The sequence below is a fragment of the Microcoleus sp. MON1_C5 genome (assembly GCF_036701875.1).
Lineage (GTDB): Bacteria > Cyanobacteriota > Cyanobacteriia > Cyanobacteriales > Microcoleaceae > Microcoleus.
Map to the genome: position 1 here is coordinate 36,439 of NZ_JAUBRN010000023.1, position 26,203 is coordinate 62,641.

A 26,203-nucleotide genomic window follows, 5' to 3' on the forward strand; every position below is an offset into this window, starting at 1 on the left:
GTTCCCGAAGGGTAGGGAATCGCACTCGCTCAATTTTCCCATTGCCAATCCAATAACTCGCCATTACCAATCACTTCAGCTTGCCGCCCGTTATCGAGATAACTTAAAGAAATTTGCAAATAATTTTCTGGTTGGTACTGCAATCTTTCCGCCCATTCGATCGCCACAATTCCCAAATCCATTTCTAACCCGTCCCAATAACTTTCTAAGTGCAAAGCCTCCACTTCTTGGGGTTCCAGTCGATACAAATCTAGATGATACAGCGGAATTCGCCCTCCAAAATACTCGTTAATCAGCGTGAAAGTAGGACTTTCGATCGAGTCTGAGATTCCTAAACCTTCAGCGATGCCTTGAACCAAGGTAGTTTTGCCCGCACCTAAATCTCCTTGTAATAAGATTACAGTGCCGGCGGGGAGCGATCGACCTAACGCAACACCAAACTTGCGCGTAGCCTCAGAATCGGGAAGCAAAGTTTTCATTTCAATAATTAGTCATTAGTCATTTGTTATTTGTTATTTGTTACTCGCTGGCGGCGGCCAATAACCAATAACCAATAATATTAGTCAACAGTCAACAGTCAACAGTTAACAGTCAGCAGCTTAAATGTTCTGCGCGCGGCCGTACCAACGCAGCAACATCCCCGCCAACCTTTGCGAATTGTGGCGAATTAAACCCGTATTTTCATCTTCATCCATGACATTGGCGATGACAACTCGTCGCCCCAATTGCGTCACGGCTTCTCGATCGAGGACAACCGGATAAGAATTCTCCTGAGAATAGCGGATCAAAGCCTTTGCAGAAGGGACTTTTCCTTGAACTACTACAGCATCGAACAGCGGCCGGCCGCAAGCGCGGTCGATCGCCCGAATGTGGTCTGCAACACTGTATCCGTCAGTTTCCCCCGGCTGAGTCATAATATTGCACACATAAATTCGCGGAACTTCGCTGTTGGCGATCGCATCAGCAATTTCCGGCACCAACAAATTCGGAATGACACTCGTATAAAGACTCCCCGGCCCAATAATAATAAAATCCGCTTCCCGAAGACCTTCCACAGCCCTAGGTAATGCCGGAGGATTAGCAGGATTACAGCCTATTTTGAGGATTTGCCCGTTAGCTTTTGTAATGCTGGACTCCCCCTCAATCCTGCGGCCGTCAGCGAGTTCTGCCCACAAAGAAACATCGCTCAGAGTAGCCGGCAGCACCTCTCCCCTCACTGCTAAAACTTTAGAACTCGCCGCGATCGCCTGTTCCAAATCTCCAGCAATATCGCTCATCGCCGTCAAAAACAAATTCCCAAAACTGTGACCCACCAAACCGTCACCAGCCCGGAAACGATATTGAAATAACTCAGTCAATAACTTTTCCTCATCTGCCAAAGCAGCCAAACAATTGCGAATGTCCCCCGGCGGCAATACCCCAATTTCCCGCCGCAGCCGCCCGGAAGACCCGCCATCATCCGCCACCGTGACAATAGCAGTGATTTTGGCGCTGTAATCCTTCAATCCCCTGAGCAAATTAGAAAGGCCCGTACCACCCCCAAGTGCCACAATTTTCGGGCCGCGGTGCAAGCGGCGGTGGTTGAGGAGTCGATCGACCAATTCCTCATTCCCTTCGGGCATCAGCACTTGAGTAATAGAGTTCAAACTGCGAGTTTGACCCCACAGAATTAACAAAATCCCGCCAGCAATGATGATCGGCCCCGACACGTAATTGGGAATAACTTCCGCAATCCACGCCAAAAAATTTCTCAACAATTGCAATAAGAAGAAAATGGGAGTCATCCCAGTCCAAATCGCTAAACCCAAAGTGGCAAGTACCACGCCGCTAGCACTAATCAGCAGCCACCGTTTCACTAACAGTCCGGGGGCTAACCACTTAAACCACTGGTGAACTCGCCCGTTCCGCAAAGAAGGGGGGTAAGGATTTCTGGATTGGGCAAAAACCTGCTTGGCTTTAGCCAAGACGCGGAGGGCTTTAGGAAGTGAACTAATTGACATGGTTAATTAGTCTTAAGGGTATTGGAACAGCTCGACCGGACAAATTTACAATACAAGAGAGTTTTGATTCTGGCAGTCAATTTAAGTAATTAGTGATTAGTCATGAGTCATGAGTCATTAGGTAGACTGATGACTGAGGACTCACAACTTATTGATAACATCCTATGGCAGAGCCACTAATCGAACTCAAGGGGGTAAGTAAGTCCTTCGGCCAGAACCCGATCCTCGATCGAGTCGATCTGAGGATTTATCGGGGAGAGGCCCTGGCAATTATTGGCCCTTCCGGGACGGGGAAATCTACGATTCTGCGGATAATTGCGGGTTTGTTGGCCCCGGATGCCGGTGAGGTTTTTGTTCAGGGACAGCGCAGGGTCGGATGGGTGGACGACGTGGCAGATCCGATCGGAATTGGGATGGTTTTTCAGCAAGCGGCTTTGTTTGATTCGCTGACGGTGGAGGAGAATGTCGGTTTTTTACTTTACCAGCATTCTAAGCTGCCGCGCCGCCGCATTCGGGAATTGGTGGAGGAAAAGTTGGAGATGGTGGGTTTGCCGCGAATTGGCGAACGCTATCCGGCGCAGTTGTCTGGGGGAATGAGGAAGCGGGTAAGTTTTGCCCGCGCTATCATGGCGAATCCTGATAATGACAGGGATAATCCAGAGGTTTTGCTGTACGACGAACCGACGGCGGGTTTAGATCCGATCGCTTCGACGGTAATTGAAGATTTAATCCGTGAGTTGCAGGCGGCTAACGGTGTTTGCAGCACTTATGCGATCGTCACTCACCAAGACAGTACCATCCGCCGCACTGCCGATCGCATCGTGTTTCTCTATCGAGGCAAAGTGCAGTGGGAGGGAACTGTCAATGACATTGCATCGACAGATAATTTACTGATCAGACAATTTTTTAGCGGCAGTGTTACTGGGCCAATTCCAGCGCTTGGATAGTCAATTGTTATTAGTCAATTTTCATGAGCCATTAGTCAGCAGTCATTAATGTCGAGGGTAATATGGCAACAAAAAAAATTCAGAAATTGCGAGTTTATAAATTATCAGAACGACTAGCAGATGAAATTTGGCAAACTGTTAAGACTTGGGAGCCATTTGCCAAAGATACGCTCGGCCAACAAATTGTCCGTTCAGCCGATAGCATCGGTGCTAACATAGCAGAAGGAGTGGGACGAGGCACTTATCAAGACAACAGACGCTTTGTCAAGATAGCTAGAGGTTCTTTATATGAAAGTCAACACTGGTTGAGACGAGCTTACACTCGAAACCTTTTAAACGTTCAACAAGTAAATACATTCACAGCAATCATTAATGACTTAGCCCACTCAATTAAACTCATACCTACAATCTATCGGGTCATCCCCTAAAAATGATGCTCAATGACTAATAACCCATAACTAATAACCCATAACTAATGACCAATGACTAAGGAGGTAATATGCGATCGCGAACTGTAAGAGAAGGTTCTGTCGGGCTCTTAATTTTAGTAGGAATCGGTTTATTTGGCGGCTTAGTGCTGTGGCTGCGGGGCGTGCAGCTAGGGAACCGCAGCTACAAATTCGCCGTAGAATTTGGCAGCGCCCAAGGAATGCAAATAGGCACGCCCATCAGGTATCGTGGGGTTGCAGTCGGTAAAATTACCGCCCTCCAACCGGGTTCCAACGGCGTAGACGTGACGCTGGAGATTGCCCCCGGTACTTTAGTGATTCCCCGGGATGTTACGATCGAAGCGAATAAATCCGGTTTAATTGGCGAATCGTCGATCGACATTACCCCCAACTCGATTTTGCCAGAATCGTTACTTACCGCCAATCCCGTTAGTGCCGACTGTCCCCCTGAGATTATCTGCAACAATTCGCGCTTAAAAGGTCAAGCTGGAGTCACTATCGACGAACTTATTCGGTCCACAGTTCGCCTAGCTAACTTCTACACTGACCCCGCGCTGTTTAACAATATTAAATCTCTTGCCGAGAATACAGCCAACACCGCTAAAGGTGCAGCTAAACTAACTCAAGATTTATCGACTTTAACTAAAACTGCCCAAGCGGAAATAAAAACTTTAAATCAATCTGTAAGGGGAGACATTGGCAGCTTAAATCAATCTGTAAAAACCGAAATAGCAAGTTTAAATCAATCATTAAAGGGGGAAGCCCGCAGTTTAAATCAATCATTAAAGGGGGAAGCCCGCAGTTTAAATCAATCATTAAAGGGGGAAGCAAGCACCTTAAATCAATCGCTCACGACGGAAATATCAGCAGTCGCCGCTGATGTTTCTAAAGTAGCATCTACGGCGGACACTTCCACAAAAGCTGTATCTGCCGCTGCGATAAATTCTGCTAATTCAGTAACTCAAGCAGCCAATCAAATTACATTAACAGCAAACCAAGTCAATTCTTTAGTAACAACCAACCGCGCCAGTTTAGTCTCAACTCTGAATAACATCAATCAAAGCAGTCAGGAACTGCAGGTAGCTGTCAGCAGTTTGAACCCGACAATTAATCGAATCAACCAAGGACAATTGCTGAACAATTTAGAAGTTTTATCAGCGAATGCTGCCCAAGCTTCTAGTAGTTTGCGAGATTTATCCAGCCAGGTAAACAATCCCGCCACTTTGCTATTATTGCAGCAAACTCTAGATTCTGCACGAGCTACATTTCAGAACGTGCAGAAAATTACTTCCGACGTGGATGATTTGACAGGAGATCCGGCTTTCCGCAACAACATTCGCAGGTTGTTCAACGGATTGGGAGGCTTATTGGGTTCGACAGAACAACTACGACACCAAGTTAAAGTGACTCAAACATTAGCTCCCCTTTCTGAGAAAGTAAATGCGAGTACCCCTGCCAAAAATCAATCAGTAGAGCCTGGATTCCCCAGCTTGAACAAACAGCAAAAATTGCCTGTTATACCTTCTCAAACTGCCAGGTCAGCCGAACGATTTGCTCCCGAAAATACCCCTTAAAACAGGGTATCATTGAATAACTACCCTGGCAAAAATCGCGACTTACTCTAGTTAGTAAGGGGCGCACTTCACACCCCGATTACAGCTAGTTAGTAAGGTGCGCCCTGCACACTCCGCCATTAAAGTTATTGTGCCAATGCTATTAACAAAAAACTATTTCAATTTCAACAATAAAAACCACTGACGCAAACATTATCGAAATCGGCTGAAACCAAATAACAGTATACTGTAACTTGGGAAAAATTGCCAGATGACTTTAAATTACCAGACAATCCTCTAGAAAACATCGACCAACCAGTTTTAGCCGCCGCCCTGCGAGAAGCCTTGGATCTCGCATGATTTATCCTAGCTTCAATGCTAATAGCTTCCAATTTTGGACTGTGTGCCAAAGTCAACGACAAAACAGTAGTAAAAGCCCCAGATTGGGTCTACGTTCCCTCGGTATTGCCAGCAGAACCCGGAGAAGTTCGCCGCAGTTATACGCCCAATGCTGAGGGAGAAGTACCCGCAGTAGTGATGGAATTTTTATCGGATACTGACGGTAGTGAATATTCAAATAAACAGACATATCCTTACAGAAAATGGCGGTTTTACGAGCTAATTTTGCCAGTACCAATTAATGTAATTTTTGAACCTAAATCGGGAGTATTGGAAGTGTACAGACTCTCGAACTCGGGAGAATACGAACTGCAATAACCGGATGCTAATCAGCGATTCTGGATAGAATCAATGGGTTTATTTCTGGGGGTTTGGGAAGGTGAAAAATCTCAGATAACGGGTTTTTGGTTGCGCTGGTGGGATGAGAATGGCAATTTGCTGCTGTGGGGTGCCGAACGGGTGGAACAGGAACGCCAGAGGGCCGAAGAGGAACGCCAGAGGGCCGATCGACTAATGGCATACTTAAGAAGTCAGGGTATCGATCCTGATGGCATTTGAAGGTGTGGGATGTCGATCGACCTTTCGGGCCTTAATCCAATCCCATTTTGATTGCACAATCGAGTCAGCAAGGGCGTTTTAGATTAAAAATAACCACAATTAAGGAGCGTCAGGCATGACTGCAACAACATTAGAAGAGAAATTAGATCGGCCGTTGCTATTTCCAGGGTTAACTTGGGAACAATTCAAAACCTTAGAACCGATGCTCGATATTCCAGGGGTTCGGCTGTTATTTTTAGATGAAATACTGGAGATTCAGAAAAGGCCTGGAAGAAAACACGAAACAGCCAAGGGACGTATCGGTGCGTTGGTAGAAACTTACATGATGCCGGCAGGAATCGATTTCACCGCTACGGAGTCTCTGGCATTAGAAAATGAATCGCGACTGGTGAAGTGTGAAGCAGACAAGTCTTACGAATTGGCTGCTGATAGAGAACGTCCAGATTTAGCGATCGAAGTAGCCGTCACTAGCGGTGGAATTGATAAGCTAGAGGCTTACAAACGGCTGCAAATCCCTGAAGTCGGGTTTTGGGAAAACAGCCGACTGTCTCTGTATGCTCTCAGACAGCAAGCATACGAAGAGATTGCGAGTTCGCAATTGCTCCCAGAACTCGATATTGGTTTACTCGTCAGGTGTGTTAATATGCCGAGTCATGTTGAGGCAATTAAGGAATTCAAAAGGGCGATGGATCTCAATACTACCAACAGGAACATAGCTATCAATTAATTACTAAAAGTCGCAGTGAAGTGCTGCAACGGCGTTTATAAATAAATGGAAAACTCATTGTTTTTGCTCGGAAAGATAATGGATAAAAATTACGGCTTCCTGATGAATTACCCTCAGCACTAGAAGCGGAACGCCAGCGTGCTGCTGAACTCGATTCTTTGTTAGCGCGTTACCGAGATCGGTTTGGCGAATTGCCTGAGAGTAACGGCTAAAAAGTAAGGGTGCGATCGCGCTTCACCGATCTCAATCGCCCGCGTGTTATTGTTACCTAACTCTCCTTGACAAATCTCAGGTTTTGTGGGGTGGGCGAGAAGTGGTCTTAAATTTTAAATGGCGGAGGCGATCGTTTTGCGATCGAACTTGGGCATTCTAGAGATAGGTGCTTTGCGAGTGCCTGGAAAACAGCGACGCCAAGAGTTAGCAATGGAAAGCACACAGAAAAAATCTAGTGATAGTCGGGTTAATCGGAGCGATCGAATTAAGCAGATTTTTGCGTTAGTATCAATGGTTTCATTTGGTGGTTCTGCGATTTTTGGTATTTTCAGTCTGTTCAGCAGCGGTTTGAGCAGCCAGCACCAACAAAAGCAGGCGACTGCGACAGTTTCCCAGGAATCTTTGCTGGTGGCGCAGGAACGGGGATATGAAACGGTTTTGCAGCGGGAACCGCAGAACCATACGGCTCTGGAGGGGTTGGCAAATGTGCGGTTGCAGATGAATAATGGGAAAGGGGCGATCGAGCCTTTGGAGAAGTTGGTGAAGCTAAATCCTGACAGGGCGGATTATAAGGCGCTGTTGGAGCAGGCTAAGGGGAAGTAGTAGGCGAGCGGTCAATTTTTTAGTAAGATAGATTGAAAATCCTTAAATTAAATGCAGCTTCCTAATTAAAATACCCGACTTAGTATCACAAAAGGATTGAATATGGGCATAGTACGCATGGGGCCACCAAGAGAAATCATCTCCCAACTAAAAGAAGCTTACGGGATTAATAATTTTATTGAAACAGGAACTTATCAAGGCAATACAGCCTACTGGGCTAGTCAAGTATTTGAACAAGTTTTTACAATAGAGTATTCTCAAGATATTTATCATAAAGTTACCCAAAAATACGGTCATATCAAAAACATAGAATTTCTGTACGGTGATACTAGAAACATTCTTGACAATACAGTATCAAAACTTGAGAACCCAAGTTTATTCTGGCTTGACGCTCATTGGAGCGGAGGGCAAACCTATGGAGAAATCGATGAGTGTCCCTTACTCGCAGAAATCGAAATAATTAACCGAGCCGACTGCGAACACTTTATTTTTATTGATGATGCCCGATTGTTTTTATCTCCTCCACCGCCGCCCCATTCACCTCCACACTGGCCGGATATTAGCGCAGTATTAAATTTGTTGAATTCAGGAAAAAACAGCAGGCATATTGTAATTATTGATGATGTTATTATTGCTGTTCCGGCGCTGGCAAAAGAAGTAATTGTTCAGTATTGCCAAGATTTGCTCGCAACTTTAGGAAATACAGGCAGCGGGAAACAGGAACAAAATCATCGAAGCACAGGGGTGTCTGCTAATAATATTAATCAGGTAGAGTCTATCAATAACTATGAATTAAAGATTATAGAAAATTTTATTGCTTCCGGTAATGTGGTTTTCGATATTGGTGCAAACATAGGTAGCTGGACAAATCAAGTATTAAACATATGCCCCGACGTTCAAATCCATTTGTTTGAGCCAGCACCGCCAATATATCAAACACTTCTACAAAACCTGGCTGAACCGATTAAAACAGGTCAACTCGTGTTAAACAACTTGGCAATAGCACACCAACAGGAAATCAGGGAATTTTATTATTACGAGAAATTATCAGGGTGGAGTACATTTCACCGCCGATTTGAAATCGAAAAACAGTATAATATTCATTCACCTAAGCCATTTCAGGTTTTAACAGCTACTCTTGATGATTATGTCCAAACAAGGGCTATAAAGCGAATTAATTTCTTAAAAATTGATACAGAAGGCGGCGAATTAGAAGTTCTTCACGGAGCAACTAACCTCTTGCAAAAAGGCCAAGTAGATTATATTCAGTTTGAGTATGGCGGAACATTTGTTGATGCCAACATCACATTAAAACAAGTATTCGAGCATTTACAAAAATTTCGTTATACAATGTTTAAAATACTGCCCAATGCTTTACAACCCTTACCCGAGTTTTTACCAGAATATGAGAATTACGAGTATAGCAACTTTTTAGCAGTGAACGAGAGGTTCACAGCTTTGATTTTTAGTGAAGCACCAAATCTGCTCGATTTGCAGCAGCTTTGCGGAAAACATTCTGTTGCACCGCGCGGCATTATTCACATTGGGGCACACGAAGGCAAGGAAATTGCAAGATACCGAGAAATGGGAGTGCAAAGGGTACTGTTTGTTGAAGCCAACCCTGCTGTGTTTGAACGTTTGAAAACGAATATAGCGGGTTTTCCTCACGTGCTAGCGGTGAATTGTGCAATTAGCAACATCAACGGCACAAGCACATTGTATGTAACTTCTATGGATCAAAGCAGTTCGATATTACCATTGAAGGAGCATCAAAAGTTTTATCCAGAAATCAAGGAAGTTGAGCGTGTAGTTGTGGAGTCGAGAACTCTGGATACACTTCTAGAAGAACTTCAAATTAACCCAGCCGATTTTAATATATTAAACATTGACATTCAAGGTGCAGAGTTGTTGGCTTTGCAGGGAGCAACCAACGTTCTCAGACACATAGAAGCAATAAACACGGAAGTTAATTATGAAGAACTGTATGAAGGCTGCGCTTTAATTGACGAAATCGATGATTTTCTGGAGATGTGCGGTTTCGATCGCGTAGCAACGACAACACCGTTCCATCCATCTTGGGGCGATGCGTTTTATGTGAAAAAGCCCGCAGTCACAATGTCCACCCTGGGTAGAAACGGGCGGTTTGCCAATCAAATATTTCAGTATGCTTTCTTGACAATATACGCAAAAGAACATAACTTGAGAGTAGAGACACCAGCCTGGATTGGTCAGGCTCTCTTTGGTTGCAAGGATCAGCCAATTTCTCAGGAGTTACCTGTAGTTAGCGAAGAAACTAATAACCTTTTAGAAGCTCGCATACCTAATGCAAAAGAAACATTCAAAAATGTAAATTTTTGGGGTTACTTTCAGTACCATACAAAGTATTATGCAGCGCACAAGGAGTATTTTCGGTCTCTGTTCAAACCGGTGCCGACAATAGAAACTAAAATGAAGGAGGCCTTGGATTGTTGGCGATCGCGTGGCAAAACAATCGTCGGTTTGCATTTGCGGCGGGGAGACTACGGCTACAGCGATTTCTTCATAGCACCGAGCGAATGGTACAGAGAATGGCTAAAAGGTTTGTGGGAAACTCTGGATGAACCAATACTATTTATTGCCAGCGATGAACCGGAAAAAGTTTTAACTGATTTTGAGGAGTATAATCCCATCACGACCAAAGATTTAGGTTGGGAGTTACCGGAAGCAGAATTTTATCCAGATTTTTATTTATTGAGCCAGTGCGATATTGTAGCAATTTCAAATAGCTCATTTTCCTTTGCAGCTTGTATGCTCAACGAAAAAGGCAAATTTTTCTTTCGTCCGCACTTGTCTGCCCAAAAACTCATTCCTTTCGATCCGTGGAATAGCGAACCAATTTTGCGGAATGTCAACGTTATCAGCTCTACTAACGAAATTAACCCCGAATTAATAACAACTGCGAAAACAATTAATCTTGACTTGATTGAAGAAACGATCCAGAAATTAAACCTCAGAGAAGTTAATTTAATCATTTTCCCAAATTGGCATCAGCCAGAAGAGTCTCTCTCTGGGGAGTTGTCAGGAGTCATCAAAGCTGTTTTGGCTCATCGCGATCGCGATCGCATCACTCTACTGATAGACAGTAGCGAGATTGATGAAGAGGATGCTAACCTTATTTTGTGCAATGTTACCATGACTTTGCTGCTGGAAGAGGATTTAGATGTTGGCGAGGTGCCGGAAATTACCTTAATCGGACAGATGAGCGAAATACAATGGGAAATTCTTTGGTCCAGTCTCCGCGCTCGCATTGTATTAGAGCAAGAAAATAAACAGATGGCACACAAAGCAGGTAACTTACCGCATTGTAAAATAGAAAACTTCGCCAATATCAAATTATAAAAACTAAGTTTAAGCGGGTGCAACTTATGAACAATAATGTTTTTCAATCGTCGTTCAACAGGATAATTCCACCTGAGATTAAAAATGATGGATTTTATCGGGCAATTCAAAGGATTGTTCACAACGAAGATATTAAAACTGTCTTAGAAATTGGCTCGTCATCGGGAGAAGGAAGTACAGAGGCATTGGTGACAGGGATTCGGCAAAATCCGAACAACCCAACGCTATTCTGTATAGAAATTTCACAACCTCGCTTTGCTGAACTAAAAAAGAGATATGCTAATGATGATTTTGTCAAGTGCTACAACGTCTCTACTGTTTCTTTAGAAGAATTTCCCGAGGAAGAAGAAGTTATCAACTTCTACAACAACATTAATACAGGTTTAAGAGTTTACCCACTAGAACAGGTAATAGATTGGCTACGAGATAATATAAAATATGTTGAAGAATCCGGGGTTGAGCAGAACGGAATCAAAAAAATAAAGCAAGAAAATAACATCGATATTTTTGATGTAGTGATAATAGACGGCTCTGAATTTACGGGACGAGGGGAGCTTGACGAAATATATGGAGCCAAGTTTATTATGCTTGACGACATCGATACGTTTAAGAACTATCAGAATTATTGCAGATTACTTTCAGATTCCAACTATGTACTGGTAGAGCAAAATCTATTTTTGCGTCACGGTTATTCGGTTTTCAAGAAGACTGAAGCAATAGAAAAAAATCGCCAAGTTTCCGATATGCCCCTACATTTTTTCACAATCGTTCTCAATGGACAACCGTTTATTCGGTACCATATCCAAGTTTTAAAAGAGTTACCTTTTCAGTGGCACTGGCATATTGTTGAGGGTGTAGCAGACTTGAAGCACGATACAGCTTGGTCTTTAAGCTCAGGGGGAAAAATTGCGGACGAAATTCACAACAACGGACGCAGTAATGACGGAACTGCTGAGTACATTGACGAACTGGCAAGACAATACCCTGAAAACATTACAGTATATCGCAAACCGGAAGGTGTTTTCTGGGAGGGAAAACGCGAAATGACGAATGCGCCATTGACAAACATTAGAGAGGAATGTTTGCTGTGGCAATTGGATGTAGATGAACTGTGGACAGCCGATCAAATTTGTACGGCGCGACAGATGTTTATCAATCATCCTGAAAAAACAGCAGCTTTCTACTGGTGCTGGTATTTTGTTGGAGAAAATCTGGTTATTAGCACTCGCAATTGTTATGCTCAGAATCCTCAACAAGATTGGTTGCGTACTTGGAGATTTAAGCCGGGAGCATTTTGGGTCGCACACGAACCCCCAATATTAGCGGAACCCAATTCTGACGGTTGGCGGGATGTGGCTAAGGTCACTCCTTTTTTACACGAAGAAACTGAAGAAGCCGGGCTAATTTTTCAACATTTCGCTTACGCCACAATAGAACAGTTGCGTTTTAAAGAGGAATACTACGGTTATGCTAATGCTGTTGCTAAATGGACCCAGTTGCAGCGACAAACTAGATTCCCGGTTTGCTTGAGTCAGTATTTTCCCTGGGTTAAAGATTTAACGGCGGTCGATACTGCAAAGGCTTGTGACATCCAGCCGATCGCGCAGAAAGAAAAAGATAGCAATACCTGGAAGTTTGTAGAAGTACCTCAGCAACAAAAATCGGCAAAACCTCAAAAGCCATTTCCCCAAATAATTGTAGACGGCGTATTTTTTCAGCGCTATAAAACGGGAATTGCTCGGGTCTGGAAATCTCTGTTAGAAGAATGGGTAGAAAACGGTTTTTCCGAACACGTAGTTGTTATTGACAGAACGGGAACAGTACCGGAAATTCCCGGCATCCAGTACCGTCCTTTGCCTGATTACAACTATGACACAGTGGATGCCGATCGCGAAATGCTGCAGCAAGTTTGCGACGAACAGAGTGCAGACTTATTTATCTCGACTTACTACACAACTCCCCTATCAACTCCCTCTGCATTCATAGCGTATGACATGATTCCAGAATTTGAAGGAGTAAATTTAAGTACACCGATGTGGCGCGAAAAGCATTTCGGGATTCGCCACGCATCTGCATACATCGCCATTTCCGAAAATACAGCCCGTGACTTAGTAAAGTTTTTTCCAGATATTGCCTCAGATTCAGTAACTGTAGCTCATTGCGGAGTTAACAGTAAATTTTCACCAGCGAGTCCAGAGGCAGTTAATCATTTTAAAAACAAGTACGGTATCTCAAAGCCATACTTTCTTTTGATCGGGCCTGGAATTGGCTATAAGAATGGAACTTTGTTTTTTCAGGCTTTTGCTCAACTTGAAAGCAGACAAGGGTTTGAAATTGTCTGTACGGGGAGTGATTTTTTATTAGATACAAAGTTTAGATCCTATACGTCAGGTTGTACGGTGCATATCGTACTGCAACTCAGCGATGAAGAGTTGATAGCTGCTTATTCCGGTGCTGTTGCACTGGTTTATCCGTCGAAGTATGAAGGTTTTGGCTTACCTGTGCTGGAGGCGATCGCTTGCGGATGTCCAGTCATTACTTGTGCAAATGCCTCTATACCTGAAGTCGCAGGGAAAGCTGCATTATATGTTAACGATGCTGATGTTAGCGAACTGGCAAATGCGCTTTGCGAAGTGCAAAAGCCGGATGTTCGCAAGGCCTTAATTGCTGCGGGTCTCAAACAAGCGCAAAATTTTTCGTGGTCGAAAATGGCGAAAACGGTGAGTTTGGCTTTGATAGATGCAGCATTCTTGCCTTTAAAGCTGGGGTCAATCAATTTAATCGTTTTCCCAAATTGGCTAGCATCAGAAGAGACGATTTGCGAAGAATTTACACAAGTTATCAGGGCGATCGCTTCTCACCCCGATCGAATGAAGATGACATTACTTGTAGATACTGGCAACATTTCTGACGAGGATGCAAATCTGATTTTATCCAGTGTCGCTATGAATCTGCTGATAGAAGAAGATTTGGACGTTACTGAGTGTGCCGAAATTTCCTTGGTAGGACAACTGGAGGAAAAACAGCGGGAAGCGCTGTTGAGCCGCATCCAGGCTAGACTTGTCTTAGAGAACGAAAATAAACAGGCGATCGCAGCAGCAAAAGCAGAAAACCTTCCCTGCTGCGATCTCGCTAGCTTCAGTCGCAAGCGAGCCGTCCAATCAGAAACAGGAGATTGGCAGTTGATTTTACCAGAAAGTTTATTTCTCACAATTTCTCAAAGACACAATAATTTTAACGAAAAACCCCCCGCCATTTTCTACTTAGAATACCTCCAAAGAAACTGTCCGACTATCGATTTAGATACCTTGTCGCGCGTAGGTTCAATTATTGAGAATACATCTTGGGAAGAACCTGTATCAGCGACGGATTTAAACAATTTTGCTGTAGTCGCTTTGATAGAAGCAGAGCAGTGCCAGGAATCATCCCTCAAAGAAATATATATCAATACAGCTTTAGAAGCCTTAAAGAGTGCAGTTGATTTATACAATCATCCACTCTGTGCAGCTCATTTTGCCCTAGTTCTTGCCCTGACTGGGGAATCCGATGAATCAATTAAAGAAGCTTTTCATTTTTTGGTATCCCTTGGTATTCAGCAGTCTGCTGGCAGCTCACTAGAAAAAATTCCTCCAGCTCTTGTTTATCTGCCACCGACTGCTAGTAGTTTGAAGACGTACCAAGCAGAACAGCTAACTCAAATTTTACAAGCCGAAGACGCTCGCAGTCAATCGATATTATTGTTAATTGAAGCACTAGGTCGATCGCAGATTATTTCTTACAATGAATTCGGAATGAGGCTGCTGCACCTAACGGCCCAAGTTTTACCAGATTCTGGTTCCATAAACTTAAAAATAGGAGTATACAGTCTGCTAAACGATCAATCGGAAGGAGTCATGTATTTGCACCGTGCCAAACAAATTTCCTCGAATTCCGCACCCGTGCTGCAAGCTCTATACATCGCCTGTAAAGATTTAGAGCAGATAGAATATGCCCAGCAATGGCTAAATTTTGCTAGAGAATTGGGTCAACAGCATCCCAATTCTCTAGAGTGGAGATGGACTGACTTAGAAGTTAACAGTCCCTTCACTTACGTGCCTTTTGAAACTCAACTTTTATTAGCAGTTGAACCGAGGTTTTACGGTTGTATAACCAGCAGCGTATTGATTGCCGAAAGAGACTGGTTTGAAAAAGAAATGGAATTTTGGCGCAGTGCGATCGCACCAGGCATGACTGTTATCGATGTGGGTGCTAATGTAGGAGTTTACACCTTTAGCGCTGCTCTCCGGGTCGGTTCCCAAGGCCACGTGCTGGCAGTAGAGCCTTTTTCGGGGTGCGTTAGCTATTTGCAAGAAACCTGTAGAATAAATCATCTAAACTGGGTGAAAGTCTGTGCCGGTGCTGCCAGCGATCGCTCTGGAACAGTTCGCTTATCTCTTTCTCCGGCCAGTGAATTAAACAAAATCGTCACTGGCGAAGCTGTCGCAGAAATGCAGTCAGACTCTTTTGAAGAAGTCACCTGCTTTACTCTAGACAGCTTGATTGAGCAGGAAAACTTGAGCCGACTAGATTTCCTCAAAATAGATGTTGAAGGGCACGAACTGTCAGTATTGACAGGCAGCGACAGAATCTTATCTGAATTTGCTCCCGTCATTATGTATGAAAATATCGCTGCCGGAAGTAAAGAGAGCAATTTACCTGTTGCTGACTACCTTAGAGGGAAAGGATATAGATTATTCCGCTATCAACCTTACTTGCAGAACCTAATTCCTGTAAACTCCGCCGAGGAGTTGCACGGAAATATGAATATAATCGCTTTACCCCCAAATCAAAGTTACCTATTAACTCAAGAATAATCAGTTTTGGAAACAGAAGAGGATACTTTGATTATGACATTTTTTATTGAAAGCTTAAAGAAAAGTGGTCATTTAGAGCAAGTTCACATGACACTTTGTAATGTGGGCTGTCGTAAATTAACAAGCCAAGATGACTATGGCAGCCAGGGATGGAATATTTTTGCACCTCGGCTGACTATCTACGGTTTTGATGCAGATGCAGATGCTTGCCAAGCAGCCAATGCTGACCTTGAATCACGACAAGTCAATTGGACTGAAAAACATATTCCTCTAGCCTTAGCAAACTCTGTAGGTGAATCTACACTTTATGTCACACAACATCCCATGTGCAGTTCGCTTTATCCACCGAATGAACCTTACTTGGAGCGTTTTTTAGGACTACCCGAACTGGTGAACTTAGATTTTTGTATAGAACTTGAAACCACCACTTTAGATGAGTTCTGCCAGCAGGAAGGAATTGATGAAATAGATTTCCTGCAAATTGATGTTCAAGGTGCCGAACTTTTGGTATTAGAAGGTGCAGTAGAAATTTTAAAACGAAGTGTTCTAGGTGTTCAAGTTGAAGTTTCGTTTTCAAATTTATACTTAAATCAACCTTTGTTTGCAGATGTAGATATCTATCTCAGGAAGCAAGGTTTTACACTATTTGATTTAACAGGTGCTCGCCGTTTCCGCAGTCATTCCCCTATTGGTTCAACACTACGCGGCGGACAATTACTGTGGGGAGATGCGTTTTACTTCCGCGATTTAATTGGAGAAGACATTAATCAAAATATGGCAACACCTGACAATATTCTTAAATTGGCTTGCATTGCCGATATTATGAATTTCCCCGACTACGCTTTAGAATTATTGGAGTATCTAACTTTGCAACATGGCAATAACCCCCAATATAACTTTGCCAACAATATCATTGAGGGCCTAGCTCAATTTCCCGAGCTAGTTAAGCAGGGACTAGGTTCCCTGCCTATCGTTGCCAGAATTCGGGATTATATTAGTGATTGTGATATTGACTCGTTTGAGAGTATAGCTTAATAAGGCTAACTTTGGAGATAAATTTGCCACATCTGCTCGTATGCTTTTTCCATCTCTCGCGTAAACTGCTGGGCATTCCAAAGCGGAGAAGTTTGCCTTGACTGCCACAGTTTCCACGAAATTTGTTGCCGCAAAGCAGCATCTTTTCCTAAGCGAATTCCCCATTCGACATATTCTTCATCAGTCCAAGCAATTCCCTCTGTTACCCCTGCATTCATCATCATAGTGTAGCTGTTGCGAGCTGCAAATTGCTGCCCGACTCGCGTCACCAAGGGAATGCACATCCAAAGAGTCTCTAGAGTGGTTGTGGCTCCATTGTAAGGATAAGTATCCAGAACTACATCCGCAATACCTAAGTTAGCTCGGTGAACTTCTTCTGAAGTAACTGTTGCCAAAAATCGCAAGCGATCGCCCTCCAAACCCTCTTCTTCTGCTAACTGGTTAAAGAATTTTTGAATCGATTGTTCGTCAGCCCCCCCTTTAATTAAAAAATAACTATTTGGCACTTCCTTCAAAATCTTCAACTGTAGTCGCGCTGTGTCCTGATGGCGCTTGTAACCGCTCTGACTACTGAGATACACAATAGCATCGTTAGGAATCTTCAACTGATCGCGACGTAATGTTGGCACTCCCACTTCAAAACCATCCACAGCTATGTAAGTCTGGGGCAAGCGCCAGATTTTTTCACTGTAATAATCCTGCGCTGATTCCGGCAGCACGTATGGATCGGCAATAAAATAGTCAATTGCAGGCACTCCTGAAGCATCCCAACCCAACCAAGTGACTTGAACGGGCGCGGGTTTCATCGCCATCACTTCACAGTTAATGTCTAGAGTAATGCTGTCGAGATCGATCAGAATATCAATCTCATCTTTATCGATTTGCTCGGCAACGTTGGTACTGACAATCCCGCACCGATAGGCTTTATCAACGTGATTGACATACCATTCTTGTAAAAAGTGATCGGTATTAACATAATTGAGAAAATAGGCATGAATTTGAAAGCGATCGCGATCGTGGTGCTCAAACAGCCATCGCGCTAGCCAGCCCACAGAATGCCTTCTCAGGCAGTGGGACAAATAGCCAATCTTCAGCGGCTTAGCAGAAAAGCCCCGGCTTTTTCGAGCTAACTGTCGCTGTCGGTACCCCTCTATCTGCTCCTTGTTGTTGTTTTGAACGTTGAGTTGGCATAGCTGAGCCAATTGGTTGCTAATTTTTCTACCATTTCTTGGCTCGTCCTGAAAGTATGGGTAAAAAAAGCTAGTAACAAATAAGTCGTCAACAGTCGATAAGTTAAGCGATGTCGGCTGCTCTGCTATCAGCAACTCCTGATCTGACTTGAGCCGCTTGAGTATCGCACAAGCTTCTTCCCAGTATCCGCCTGCACTCATCAACCCCCGCAAAATCAGGTGATTCGCATAAACTTTAGCCGGTAACTCTTGTATTAATGAGTAGAAAAGCTTAGCTGTTTTTATCCCCTGATCATATTCACCGGCATTCTGATAAAAACAAGCCAAGTGGCGAACCATCTCTGGATGCTCTGAATCTAAGCGCAAAACCAGCTCAGCCAAGCGTATGGCTACTCTAGTTATTTTTAATATATAGCCTAGCTCGCAAGCAGTTTCTAATAGAATTCCGATATAAACTTGAGGTTCGCAGACATGAGCGAGACAAGCTTCTGCAAACTCCAGCGTTAACGGATGCGAGGGTTCGCGAGCCAAAACACTTTGCAATACTTGCATCAACAGAGCTGCGTCAACCTCAATTGCAGGCTCTACCTGTAGCAACTCGATTAAGCCAACAGAAGTCAGTTCGTCTCCTGTAAAAGTTTCAAGCCGGATGAAAAGCTCAATCAAACGCAACAAGTTGTTAACATCCGCCGGATTAATTTCCCTGATATGATGCCGAATTGCCCAAGCAACAGAGTAGTCTGACAAAACCTCCCGGCGCTCTGCTTCCATTTGCAGCACATCTAACAGTTGAGCAGTCCATTCCTCAACTTGTTCCGGTTCCCCGTCGGCCATGCCCAGCAGCCAAGTCGTTTGGGCTTCCATCTCTTGCCCTTGCAAGAGCAACATCAACCCCAAGTGCCAGTAGTGGGACTTAGTTTCCGGCTCCGCTGCCATTGCCTGCTCGTAGAGGTTTGCAGCCTGAGTGCAATCTCCTTGGATTAGATATTGACGCGCTTGTTGCTGCCAATCAGCTAGAACAGTCGATGAAATATTTTCTAAAGAGATTGTCATAGTAATAGTAATTGAAGCTTTTCAGTTTTTATCAACCTCCTTAATAGCAATGGGTAGTGTAAACAACACTACCCACTTGCTTAAAAGATTCAGGTTAGGCTTGCAGGAAGAATCCCTGCTTTGATGCGTCTCCTACTTCGACACTATAGTATAGTTAGTGTTGTCGCAAGTTAGCTTACCAGCAGCAGCATCAGCAGGCGTATTTCCCAATACTGGTATATCTGCACCAGCCTTAGCGCTCTCGCACAATACTGCCGTGCTGCTTTTGTCAACTGTGCCTGGTGCAGTAATCAGAGCTACCGATCCTATATACGATTTGAGTACAGTGCTTTGACCGTGCGCGACATTTCCAACCTGAGTGGTGTTTGAGTCAATAGCACCTGGTGCTATAACGCTGTATTTATAGTTCTCGGTTTGAGTTCTAATGCCCAGCCCCAGAACCTCCACGTTTGAGCCAAATTTACCGCTTTCAGCAAAATTTGCTTGCTGGGCACGGTTCATAGAACCAGCGTACTGCTTACCCTCTGATTGCTTGGCTTTGTTAGCTTGGTTAAGGAAGGAGGGCAAAGCAATAGCAGATAGAATACCGATAATGATGATAACGACCAGCAGTTCAATCAGGGTAAAACCCTTGTCCTGTCTTTTTTGATTGAGGTGTTGCAGGAATCTGGCTTTAAATTCAGTTTTCATTGGTTGTTTCTCCTAGAGGGGTGGGATGCTTGATTTCTAACTCTTGTATGTAACTTACCCAGTTACCAGCCCTTTAATATCACCCCAAACTATTTTTTTTTTCACCTCCTGGCTTTAATGCTCCAAAAGCACATACAGAAAGACTTCTAAGCTAATCAAGAGTTCCTTGATTTCATTGAAGGCTCTCTCCTGATTCACAGGTTCCAGGGTTACAAGGTCTAGGGGTCTGAGGTTGAGCCAGCGCTCCGCTAACGATATCACAGGCTGTGCGCCCTCCCACAGAGGCAGCAAGCAAGCTGCCACACTGCTCTCTATTAAAATCGGCACTAAGGTTGGCGAAGTGACATAACGGCTAATCTCGCAGGAACTCTGGTTAGTGATAGATTTAATCAAATCTTCTTTTAACTGGGGAGTTCTGAGCTGAGGATGCAGATGCACCTTTGCCTGCTGCCAGTCAGCCACAGTCCATTCTGAAACTGGTACAAACGACTGAGCTTGGTTGGGAAGACCGCACCAAAAGTCTATCAAACGATGAACTGGATGTAAAAGTTCAAACAGGTGCAGCCGTTGTTCCACAGGAATGTCTGGCAAGCTCATTGCCAGAAACGCAGGTATGTTATTTGGCTCCTTGAACAAATCCGTCAAGTCCCACAACCGCCAACTCACCATGCTAATAAATTCTAAATCAGCATCTCTTAATGCTGAAAACACTTCAGGTACAGTATAGCCTTGATCTCCCAGCAGCAAATAGTTAGCCAGCATCCATTCTTCGTTTTTTTCTGCTGGAGAACTCCATGTTCTTGACTTAATAGCCACGTCATCTTTTAGGTCCTGTATAATTTCTTTGGCTAGCTCTATCTCCATCTCCCTAGGATTATCATCCATCAATCCCATGATTTTGAATACTTTTTGAACTGCAAAGTAAGAACTTCGCTGGAGGGAGCTGTGGAGGTTGGTGCGAATAATTCCATCCGGTTTCAAAACAGATTTCATGGCTTGCAATCCGACAACTGCGTCTGGCAAGAGATAAAGCACCTCGTCATTGTTGATATAATCAAACTGCTGGTTTAAGCTAGGCAGTTCTTCAATTGACAGAGCATGAAACTCAATATTCTCAAAGCCGTGATATTGCAAGCGTTCTCGGGCTAGCTTAACAGACTCTTCTGATAAATCGATCCCAACAATTTTGGCTCCCGGATTTGCCTCTGCCAAAATTAACGATTTGTACCCGCTGCCGCAGCCGGCATCTAAAATAACTTTTCCTTTGGTTTCTATGACTTTCTGATTTCTTATATAGTAAGCTGTTACCAAATTATGGAGATACAGAATCTGATAGTTATTCTTAGGAGATGTCTCTAGGGGAATTCTCGGATAAGGGGCATTGTCAAATTGTTGACGAATTTTATCTATTAACTCTGGTTCTTGGGTATCCATTATGAATCGCTCCTGATGCTGCTAAATTGTGCTGTGGTACTTCCTATTCTAAGATGTAAAGGTATCTTATCAGCGCCTCGCCTGGGAAAAGCGATCGCCCCCACCTCACGCCCAAACTGCAAGCCCACCCGCAACACATACTTGCAATAATACTCTCAAAACCCATCGCCCAACCCACTACCAGCTTCATGAACACCAACATCAGCCCCATCCTCAAAGTATTCACCCTTTCCGCCGCACTTTCCCTCGCCATCAAGTACGCAGGGCCTAGCTTATCCATACCCTCTACCGACCTCAATGCCCTAATTGCCGTCTTTACCCCCAGTATCATCTTAGCTGCTATCCTCGGCTGGCGATCGCGCCAACAGCCAAGATAGGGGATGGAGGGCGATCGCCCGCCCCCAAAGACGAGTTAAATTAAATCAGGGGCGATCGAACACTCACACCAAAACCCCTCGATGCCCAGCAATATAGATGAGACAGACAATCACATGGATCTAGCCACCTTAAATCTGAAACCCTTAAATTTGCTGATTTTTCCTGATTGGAGCCAACCAGAAGAATCTCTTTATTTAGAGTTAGAACTAATTATTAGGAGTCTGGTAGATCATCCCGATCGCGATTTCCTAACTCTTTTAATAGATGTGAGCGAACCTTTAGAAAAGTCCGAGTTAGATGCCAATCTAATTTTATCAGCAATTGTCATGAATCTTTTCATAGAAGAAGATTTAGATACTAGCTGCGAACCCGAAATTATTTTATTAGAAAACCTCACTCGCAGCCAGTGGCTGGATATTTTACCACAGATTAAATATCGAATTAAGTTGAATGCGGAAAATCACCAAGCAATAGCAGAGTCTGGAACGGCACAAATTCCAGTAGTGCAACAGGAACAACTGAGCAATATCACCCTTGACTCCCAAGCATTAACTTTGAAAGAATTTAGTAACCCACTCTACTTTCAAGGAAATTATGAAGCTGCCATTAAGCACTATCAAAGGTTCTTAGAATCCCAGACAGGAGATGTAGAAATATATTTTAACTTAAGCGAGTGTTTAATAAAACTCAACCTCATCGAAGAAGCGATCGCGATACTTGAAGAAGGAATCGACCATTACCCGACAGCAGGACAACTGCACTTTCAAATCATCAAACTTTGCCAGCAAAACGGGCGCACTCAAGAAGCGAGATCAAGGGCAGAAAAAACAACGCAAATACTACTCAATGAGTATGTTTTTCAACTCTTGAGACACTTAACTTTGCCCATTGTTTATAACACATCAGATGAAATCCAATTTTACAGGGAAAGATTTGTCCAAGGATTAGAAAATTTAATTCAGCAAACCTCCCTAAAAACTCCCGAAGACCAAATTAATGCTTTGCGGGGTTTTAGTAGTTTCACTAATTTTTACCTAGCATATCAGCCTCACAATGTTGTGGAATCGCAATCAAAGTATGCTAATTTACTGCATCAAGTTATGACAGCCAACTATCCGCAGTGGGTGCAACCGCAACCAATGCCTCCACTGCTGGAAAATGGCAAAATTAGAGTCGGTTATATTTCTAGTTACTTACATTCTTACAGTGGCACTTTATGGTTGACTGGCTGGTTGCGTTACTGCGATCGCAAAGAATTTGAAATTTACTGTTACTATACGGGTAACGATCCCGATCCAATTACAGAACAATTCCGCCAATACAGCGATCGATTTCACGACATTCCTCACAACCTAGAAGCCGTATGTCAACAAATTATTGATGACAAATTACATATCCTGGTCTTCCCAGAAATCGGCATGGATGCACCAACTATACAAATAGCAGCTTTGCGGCTTGCCCCCGTGCAATGTTCGGCGTGGGGACATCCTGTAACCTCTGGTTTACCGACGATTGATTATTTTATTTCCAGCGAATTGATGGAACCAGAAAATGCACAGTTGCACTACTCAGAAACCTTAATTAAGTTGCCTAATATTGGCGTTGCCTACCCCAAACCAACCGTCGGTAAATTAAACAACAGTCGCTTAGATTTTGACCTCCGAGAAGATGCAGTAATTTATTTATGCTGCCAAGCTCCTTTCAAATACTTACCACAATATGATTTTATTTTAGCAGAAATTGCGCGTCGCCTTCCGCAAGCTCAGTTTATTTTCCCCCGCGGCGAATTGCTTCGGGAACGGTTAAAGCGTGCTTTTGCTGCTGTGAATCTCGACAGCGAACATTACTGCCTGTTCCGAACTATTCCAACTCGACAAGATTACATAGCAATTAACTTTCTGTCTGATGTTTTTTTAGATACTTTTACTTGGTCGGGGGGGAATACGTCTTTGGAGGCGATAGCCTGCAATTTACCCATAGTAACTTGTCCGGGAGAATTTATGCGGGGACTTCATGCTTATAGCTTTCTCAAAATGCTGGGAGTAACAGACACAATCGCCAAAAATGAAGAAGAATATATTGAAATTGCTGTCAAGTTGGGTATAGATTCCAAGTGGCGCCGAGACATTTCACAACGCATGAGTCAGCGACAAGGTGATCTATTTGACGATAAAGTTTGCGTGACAGCTTTAGAGGCTTTTTATCAAGAAGTTGTTCGAGAAAGACTTGAAGGTTACAAGGATTCTATAGGTTAGGGCGATCGCAACAACAGCAGCAGTAGAGACGCCATCAAACAGTGCGATCGCTACTTGGTTTAAAGACTATGTTTTTGCCCAAATCTTAATTCCTTGTACAGCTATCCAAACCAAACTTGAGGCACTCACCCTGATTCAAATCATACCTGAATTAGTAACATTCGATGAATTCATTGACTGGTATCCTGAAAATTCACAACACCACTCCGAACTACACAAGGGAGAAATTGTTGAGATGCCAAAAGCAACAGGCAAACATTCTAAACTGATAGGTGTTCTCCTAGCCGCTCTCAACTTGGAAATCCGAAGGCTACAACTGCCATATTTTATCCCCAAAGAATGCGTCATCCAACCCATGCGCGATGAATCGGGGTATGAGCCAGATATCATTGTACTTAACGAGCAAGCCATTGGAAACGAGCCGCGATGGGAGAAATTATTAATTATCACAATGGGTTTATCAGTTCCCCTAATTGTAGAAGTAACTACCACTAATTGGGGTGATGATTATGCCCTAAAGCTTGAGGCATATGAGTCACTGGGTATTCAAGAATATTGGATTGTAGATTATCTAGGATTGGGTGGCAGACGGTTCATTGGCAACCCCAAGCAACCAACCTTTTCGGTTTACCAACTAATTGACGGGGAATACCCAGTCAAACTGTTCCGAAGGGGCGAGTGTATTGAGTCCCCAACTTTCCCAGAATTGAAGCTGACAGCGCAGCAGGTGTTTGCAAAAGGGAATTGAGGTGGCTGCTTATGCTAATGTCCGAGTAGGGGTATTCGATTAAAGATGCGATCGCGCGCATCTGCTGTATCTTGTATAGAGGCGATTCATCGCGTCTGGGGAGCAGAGCAATTAGCAAGCAGCCATTCCCAATACCCTATTCCTTAATCTAAAATCTAAAATCTAATGAAGCTAGGACAGTGGATGGGCTTATTAGCCCTCATCGCATCTTGTTACATCCTGTGGCAAATCAGGCAGGCCCTACTGCTGCTCTTTGCCGCCGTCGTCTTAGCCACCGCCTTAAACAGGCTAGCACGCTACTTGCAAAAATTCGGACTCAAAAGATCGATCGCCGTACTCTTATCAGTCAGCTTCCTAGTCCTCATCTTCGTAGGATTATTCCTCATCATTGTACCACCCTTTGCGGAACAGTTTCAACAACTTACCCAAAGAGGCCCTCAAGGAATAGCAAAATTAAATGAGTGGATCGATCAGATTGAAAGTCGCTTTTCGGGACAAATTGGTCAGCGGCTACCGAATCTTGATATTAACGACATTATCCAACAACTGCAACCCCTATTCAATCAACTCGTCGGCGGTGCAGGAGCTTTTGTCGGTAACACATTAGGGGTTATTCTCAGCTTTTTGCTAGTCATAGTTTTGACCTTGATGACATTAGCAGATCCATTATCTTACCGCCAAGGATTTATCCAACTATTTCCCTCTTTTTATCGGCGGCGAATCGAGGGAATCTTAGATGAATGCGAAATAGCCCTCGGTCGATGGGTAATCGGTGCTTTAATTAGCATGAGCGTCATCACTTTTCTCAGCCTAATTGGTTTATCAGTATTGCAGGTTCCCCTAGCCCTAGCTCACGCTGTTTTAGCAGGCTTGCTGAACTTAATACCCAATATCGGGCCCGGTTTGAGTGTCATTCCTCCAGTGACGATCGCACTTTTAGACTCTCCCTTAAAATCAGGTTTTGTGTTCATCCTCTACTTTCTAATTCAACAATTTGAAAGCAACCTCCTCACCCCTTACGTTATGGCGCAGCAAGTAGCGCTATTGCCGGCTGTTACCTTAATAGCTCAAGTATTCTTCGCCACCTTTTTTGGGTTTTTAGGACTATTGCTTGCCCTTCCTCTCACCGTTGTCGCTCAAGTTTGGGTTAGAGAAGTTTTAATTAAAGACATTCTCAACCAGTGGCAGACCAATCCCAGACACCTAGCAGCGATCGACACCGCTATTGACGAGGAGTACGAATCTATAGGAGTAACACATAGCAAGCCAGAAAGCCTGCCAGAACAAAAATTAGAAATCCCAAATAATACCGAAAGCCACACTCCTGAAAATCCATAATTTAAATCGCTCGATGATGACTGTGGCACCCCTTGAAAATCCCAGTTTAAAAACTACTCAAAGAGTGCTTTTATCACTTATCAGTTTGCCAACTTATCAAACCTTATTGGCAGAATCAGGAAAGCGCCGATCCTCTGAATTCCCTGACAGTCTAGGCGTGCTATAAATCATGATGCCGTCCGACTTGCACGAAAACATAAATTGCCCGAGAAAAAACATCGTTAGCGCATTAACTAAAGAGGTTTAATTGAGAATTAAAGGATTGGGTTCGATGAGTTTAAATTGCTCCCATTTACAACAATGGAGGCAACCACATTCATGTTTTTATAGGAAAAATCTTGGCAGTTTTCTTGGTAAAAAAATGAGATTTTAAACAATCCGCCACCAGGTTTAGTCATTGAA

Annotated in this window: 17 protein-coding genes and 1 pseudogene; 13 read left to right on the forward strand and 5 right to left on the reverse strand. The window is 43.6% G+C overall.

What is annotated here, in order from left to right:
* Positions 1-29 precede the first annotated feature (29 nt).
* Together tsaE and QUA71_RS13495 are read right to left on the reverse strand one after the other, a co-directional pair.
* Positions 30-479, reverse strand: coding sequence for a tRNA (adenosine(37)-N6)-threonylcarbamoyltransferase complex ATPase subunit type 1 TsaE (gene tsaE, locus QUA71_RS13490; protein ID WP_333285603.1), 450 nt, complete (start codon positions 477-479; stop codon positions 30-32).
* Between the two features lie 120 nt (positions 480-599).
* On the reverse strand, positions 600-2,000 hold the full coding sequence (locus QUA71_RS13495; protein ID WP_190660056.1) for a gluconeogenesis factor YvcK family protein: 1,401 nt from the start codon (positions 1,998-2,000) through the stop codon (positions 600-602).
* A 164-nt stretch (positions 2,001-2,164) separates the two neighbouring features.
* Here QUA71_RS13495 and QUA71_RS13500 point away from each other — a divergent pair, with 164 nt between their 5' ends.
* From QUA71_RS13500 to QUA71_RS13540, 9 genes and pseudogenes are all read left to right on the forward strand, one after another.
* Positions 2,165-2,947: an ATP-binding cassette domain-containing protein gene (locus QUA71_RS13500; RefSeq protein WP_190660058.1), complete on the forward strand. Its 783-nt coding sequence runs from the start codon at positions 2,165-2,167 to the stop codon at positions 2,945-2,947.
* Between the two features lie 62 nt (positions 2,948-3,009).
* Positions 3,010-3,375, forward strand: a complete 366-nt coding sequence (locus tag QUA71_RS13505) for a four helix bundle protein (protein ID WP_333285606.1) — start codon at positions 3,010-3,012, stop codon at positions 3,373-3,375.
* A gap of 71 nt (positions 3,376-3,446) precedes the next feature.
* Complete coding sequence (locus QUA71_RS13510) at positions 3,447-4,970, forward strand: MlaD family protein (RefSeq protein ID WP_333285608.1); 1,524 nt, start codon at positions 3,447-3,449, stop codon at positions 4,968-4,970.
* Between the two features lie 243 nt (positions 4,971-5,213).
* Positions 5,214-5,906 (forward strand): annotated as a pseudogene (locus QUA71_RS13515) (Uma2 family endonuclease).
* A gap of 115 nt (positions 5,907-6,021) precedes the next feature.
* On the forward strand, positions 6,022-6,633 hold the full coding sequence (locus QUA71_RS13520; RefSeq protein WP_333285610.1) for a Uma2 family endonuclease: 612 nt from the start codon (positions 6,022-6,024) through the stop codon (positions 6,631-6,633).
* 330 nt (positions 6,634-6,963) lie between these two features.
* Positions 6,964-7,449 carry a tetratricopeptide repeat protein gene (locus QUA71_RS13525; protein WP_333285612.1) on the forward strand — a complete coding sequence of 162 codons (486 nt, stop codon included), beginning with the start codon at positions 6,964-6,966 and terminating at the stop codon, positions 7,447-7,449.
* 117 nt (positions 7,450-7,566) lie between these two features.
* Positions 7,567-10,827, forward strand: coding sequence for an FkbM family methyltransferase (locus QUA71_RS13530; protein WP_333285613.1), 3,261 nt, complete (start codon positions 7,567-7,569; stop codon positions 10,825-10,827).
* Between the two features lie 26 nt (positions 10,828-10,853).
* Positions 10,854-15,680: an FkbM family methyltransferase gene (locus tag QUA71_RS13535; protein WP_333285615.1), complete on the forward strand. Its 4,827-nt coding sequence runs from the start codon at positions 10,854-10,856 to the stop codon at positions 15,678-15,680.
* Between the two features lie 6 nt (positions 15,681-15,686).
* Positions 15,687-16,715, forward strand: a complete 1,029-nt coding sequence (locus tag QUA71_RS13540) for an FkbM family methyltransferase (RefSeq protein ID WP_333285617.1) — start codon at positions 15,687-15,689, stop codon at positions 16,713-16,715.
* A 5-nt stretch (positions 16,716-16,720) separates the two neighbouring features.
* Here the strand turns inward: QUA71_RS13540 and QUA71_RS13545 are convergent, their stop codons facing one another.
* From QUA71_RS13545 to QUA71_RS13555, 3 genes are all read right to left on the reverse strand, one after another.
* Complete coding sequence (locus tag QUA71_RS13545) at positions 16,721-18,958, reverse strand: O-linked N-acetylglucosamine transferase family protein (protein WP_333285618.1); 2,238 nt, start codon at positions 18,956-18,958, stop codon at positions 16,721-16,723.
* 132 nt (positions 18,959-19,090) lie between these two features.
* The gene (locus QUA71_RS13550; RefSeq protein WP_333285620.1) at positions 19,091-19,648 is read right to left on the reverse strand and encodes a type IV pilin-like G/H family protein; all 558 of its coding nucleotides are present in this window, start codon (positions 19,646-19,648) and stop codon (positions 19,091-19,093) included.
* 114 nt (positions 19,649-19,762) lie between these two features.
* Positions 19,763-21,082, reverse strand: coding sequence for a class I SAM-dependent methyltransferase (locus QUA71_RS13555; protein WP_333285622.1), 1,320 nt, complete (start codon positions 21,080-21,082; stop codon positions 19,763-19,765).
* Between the two features lie 188 nt (positions 21,083-21,270).
* Here QUA71_RS13555 and QUA71_RS13560 point away from each other — a divergent pair, with 188 nt between their 5' ends.
* The 4 genes from QUA71_RS13560 to QUA71_RS13575 all read left to right on the forward strand — a co-directional run bounded on the left by QUA71_RS13560 (position 21,271) and on the right by QUA71_RS13575 (position 25,801).
* Positions 21,271-21,459, forward strand: coding sequence for a hypothetical protein (locus QUA71_RS13560; protein ID WP_216670621.1), 189 nt, complete (start codon positions 21,271-21,273; stop codon positions 21,457-21,459).
* A gap of 81 nt (positions 21,460-21,540) precedes the next feature.
* Entirely contained in the window at positions 21,541-23,715 is a 2,175-nt protein-coding gene (locus QUA71_RS13565) for an O-linked N-acetylglucosamine transferase family protein (protein ID WP_333285624.1), read from the forward strand.
* 130 nt (positions 23,716-23,845) lie between these two features.
* Complete coding sequence (locus QUA71_RS13570) at positions 23,846-24,463, forward strand: Uma2 family endonuclease (RefSeq protein WP_333285679.1); 618 nt, start codon at positions 23,846-23,848, stop codon at positions 24,461-24,463.
* Positions 24,464-24,628: 165 nt separating this feature from the next.
* Positions 24,629-25,801, forward strand: coding sequence for an AI-2E family transporter (locus QUA71_RS13575; protein WP_333285626.1), 1,173 nt, complete (start codon positions 24,629-24,631; stop codon positions 25,799-25,801).
* Positions 25,802-26,203: the final 402 nt, after the last annotated feature.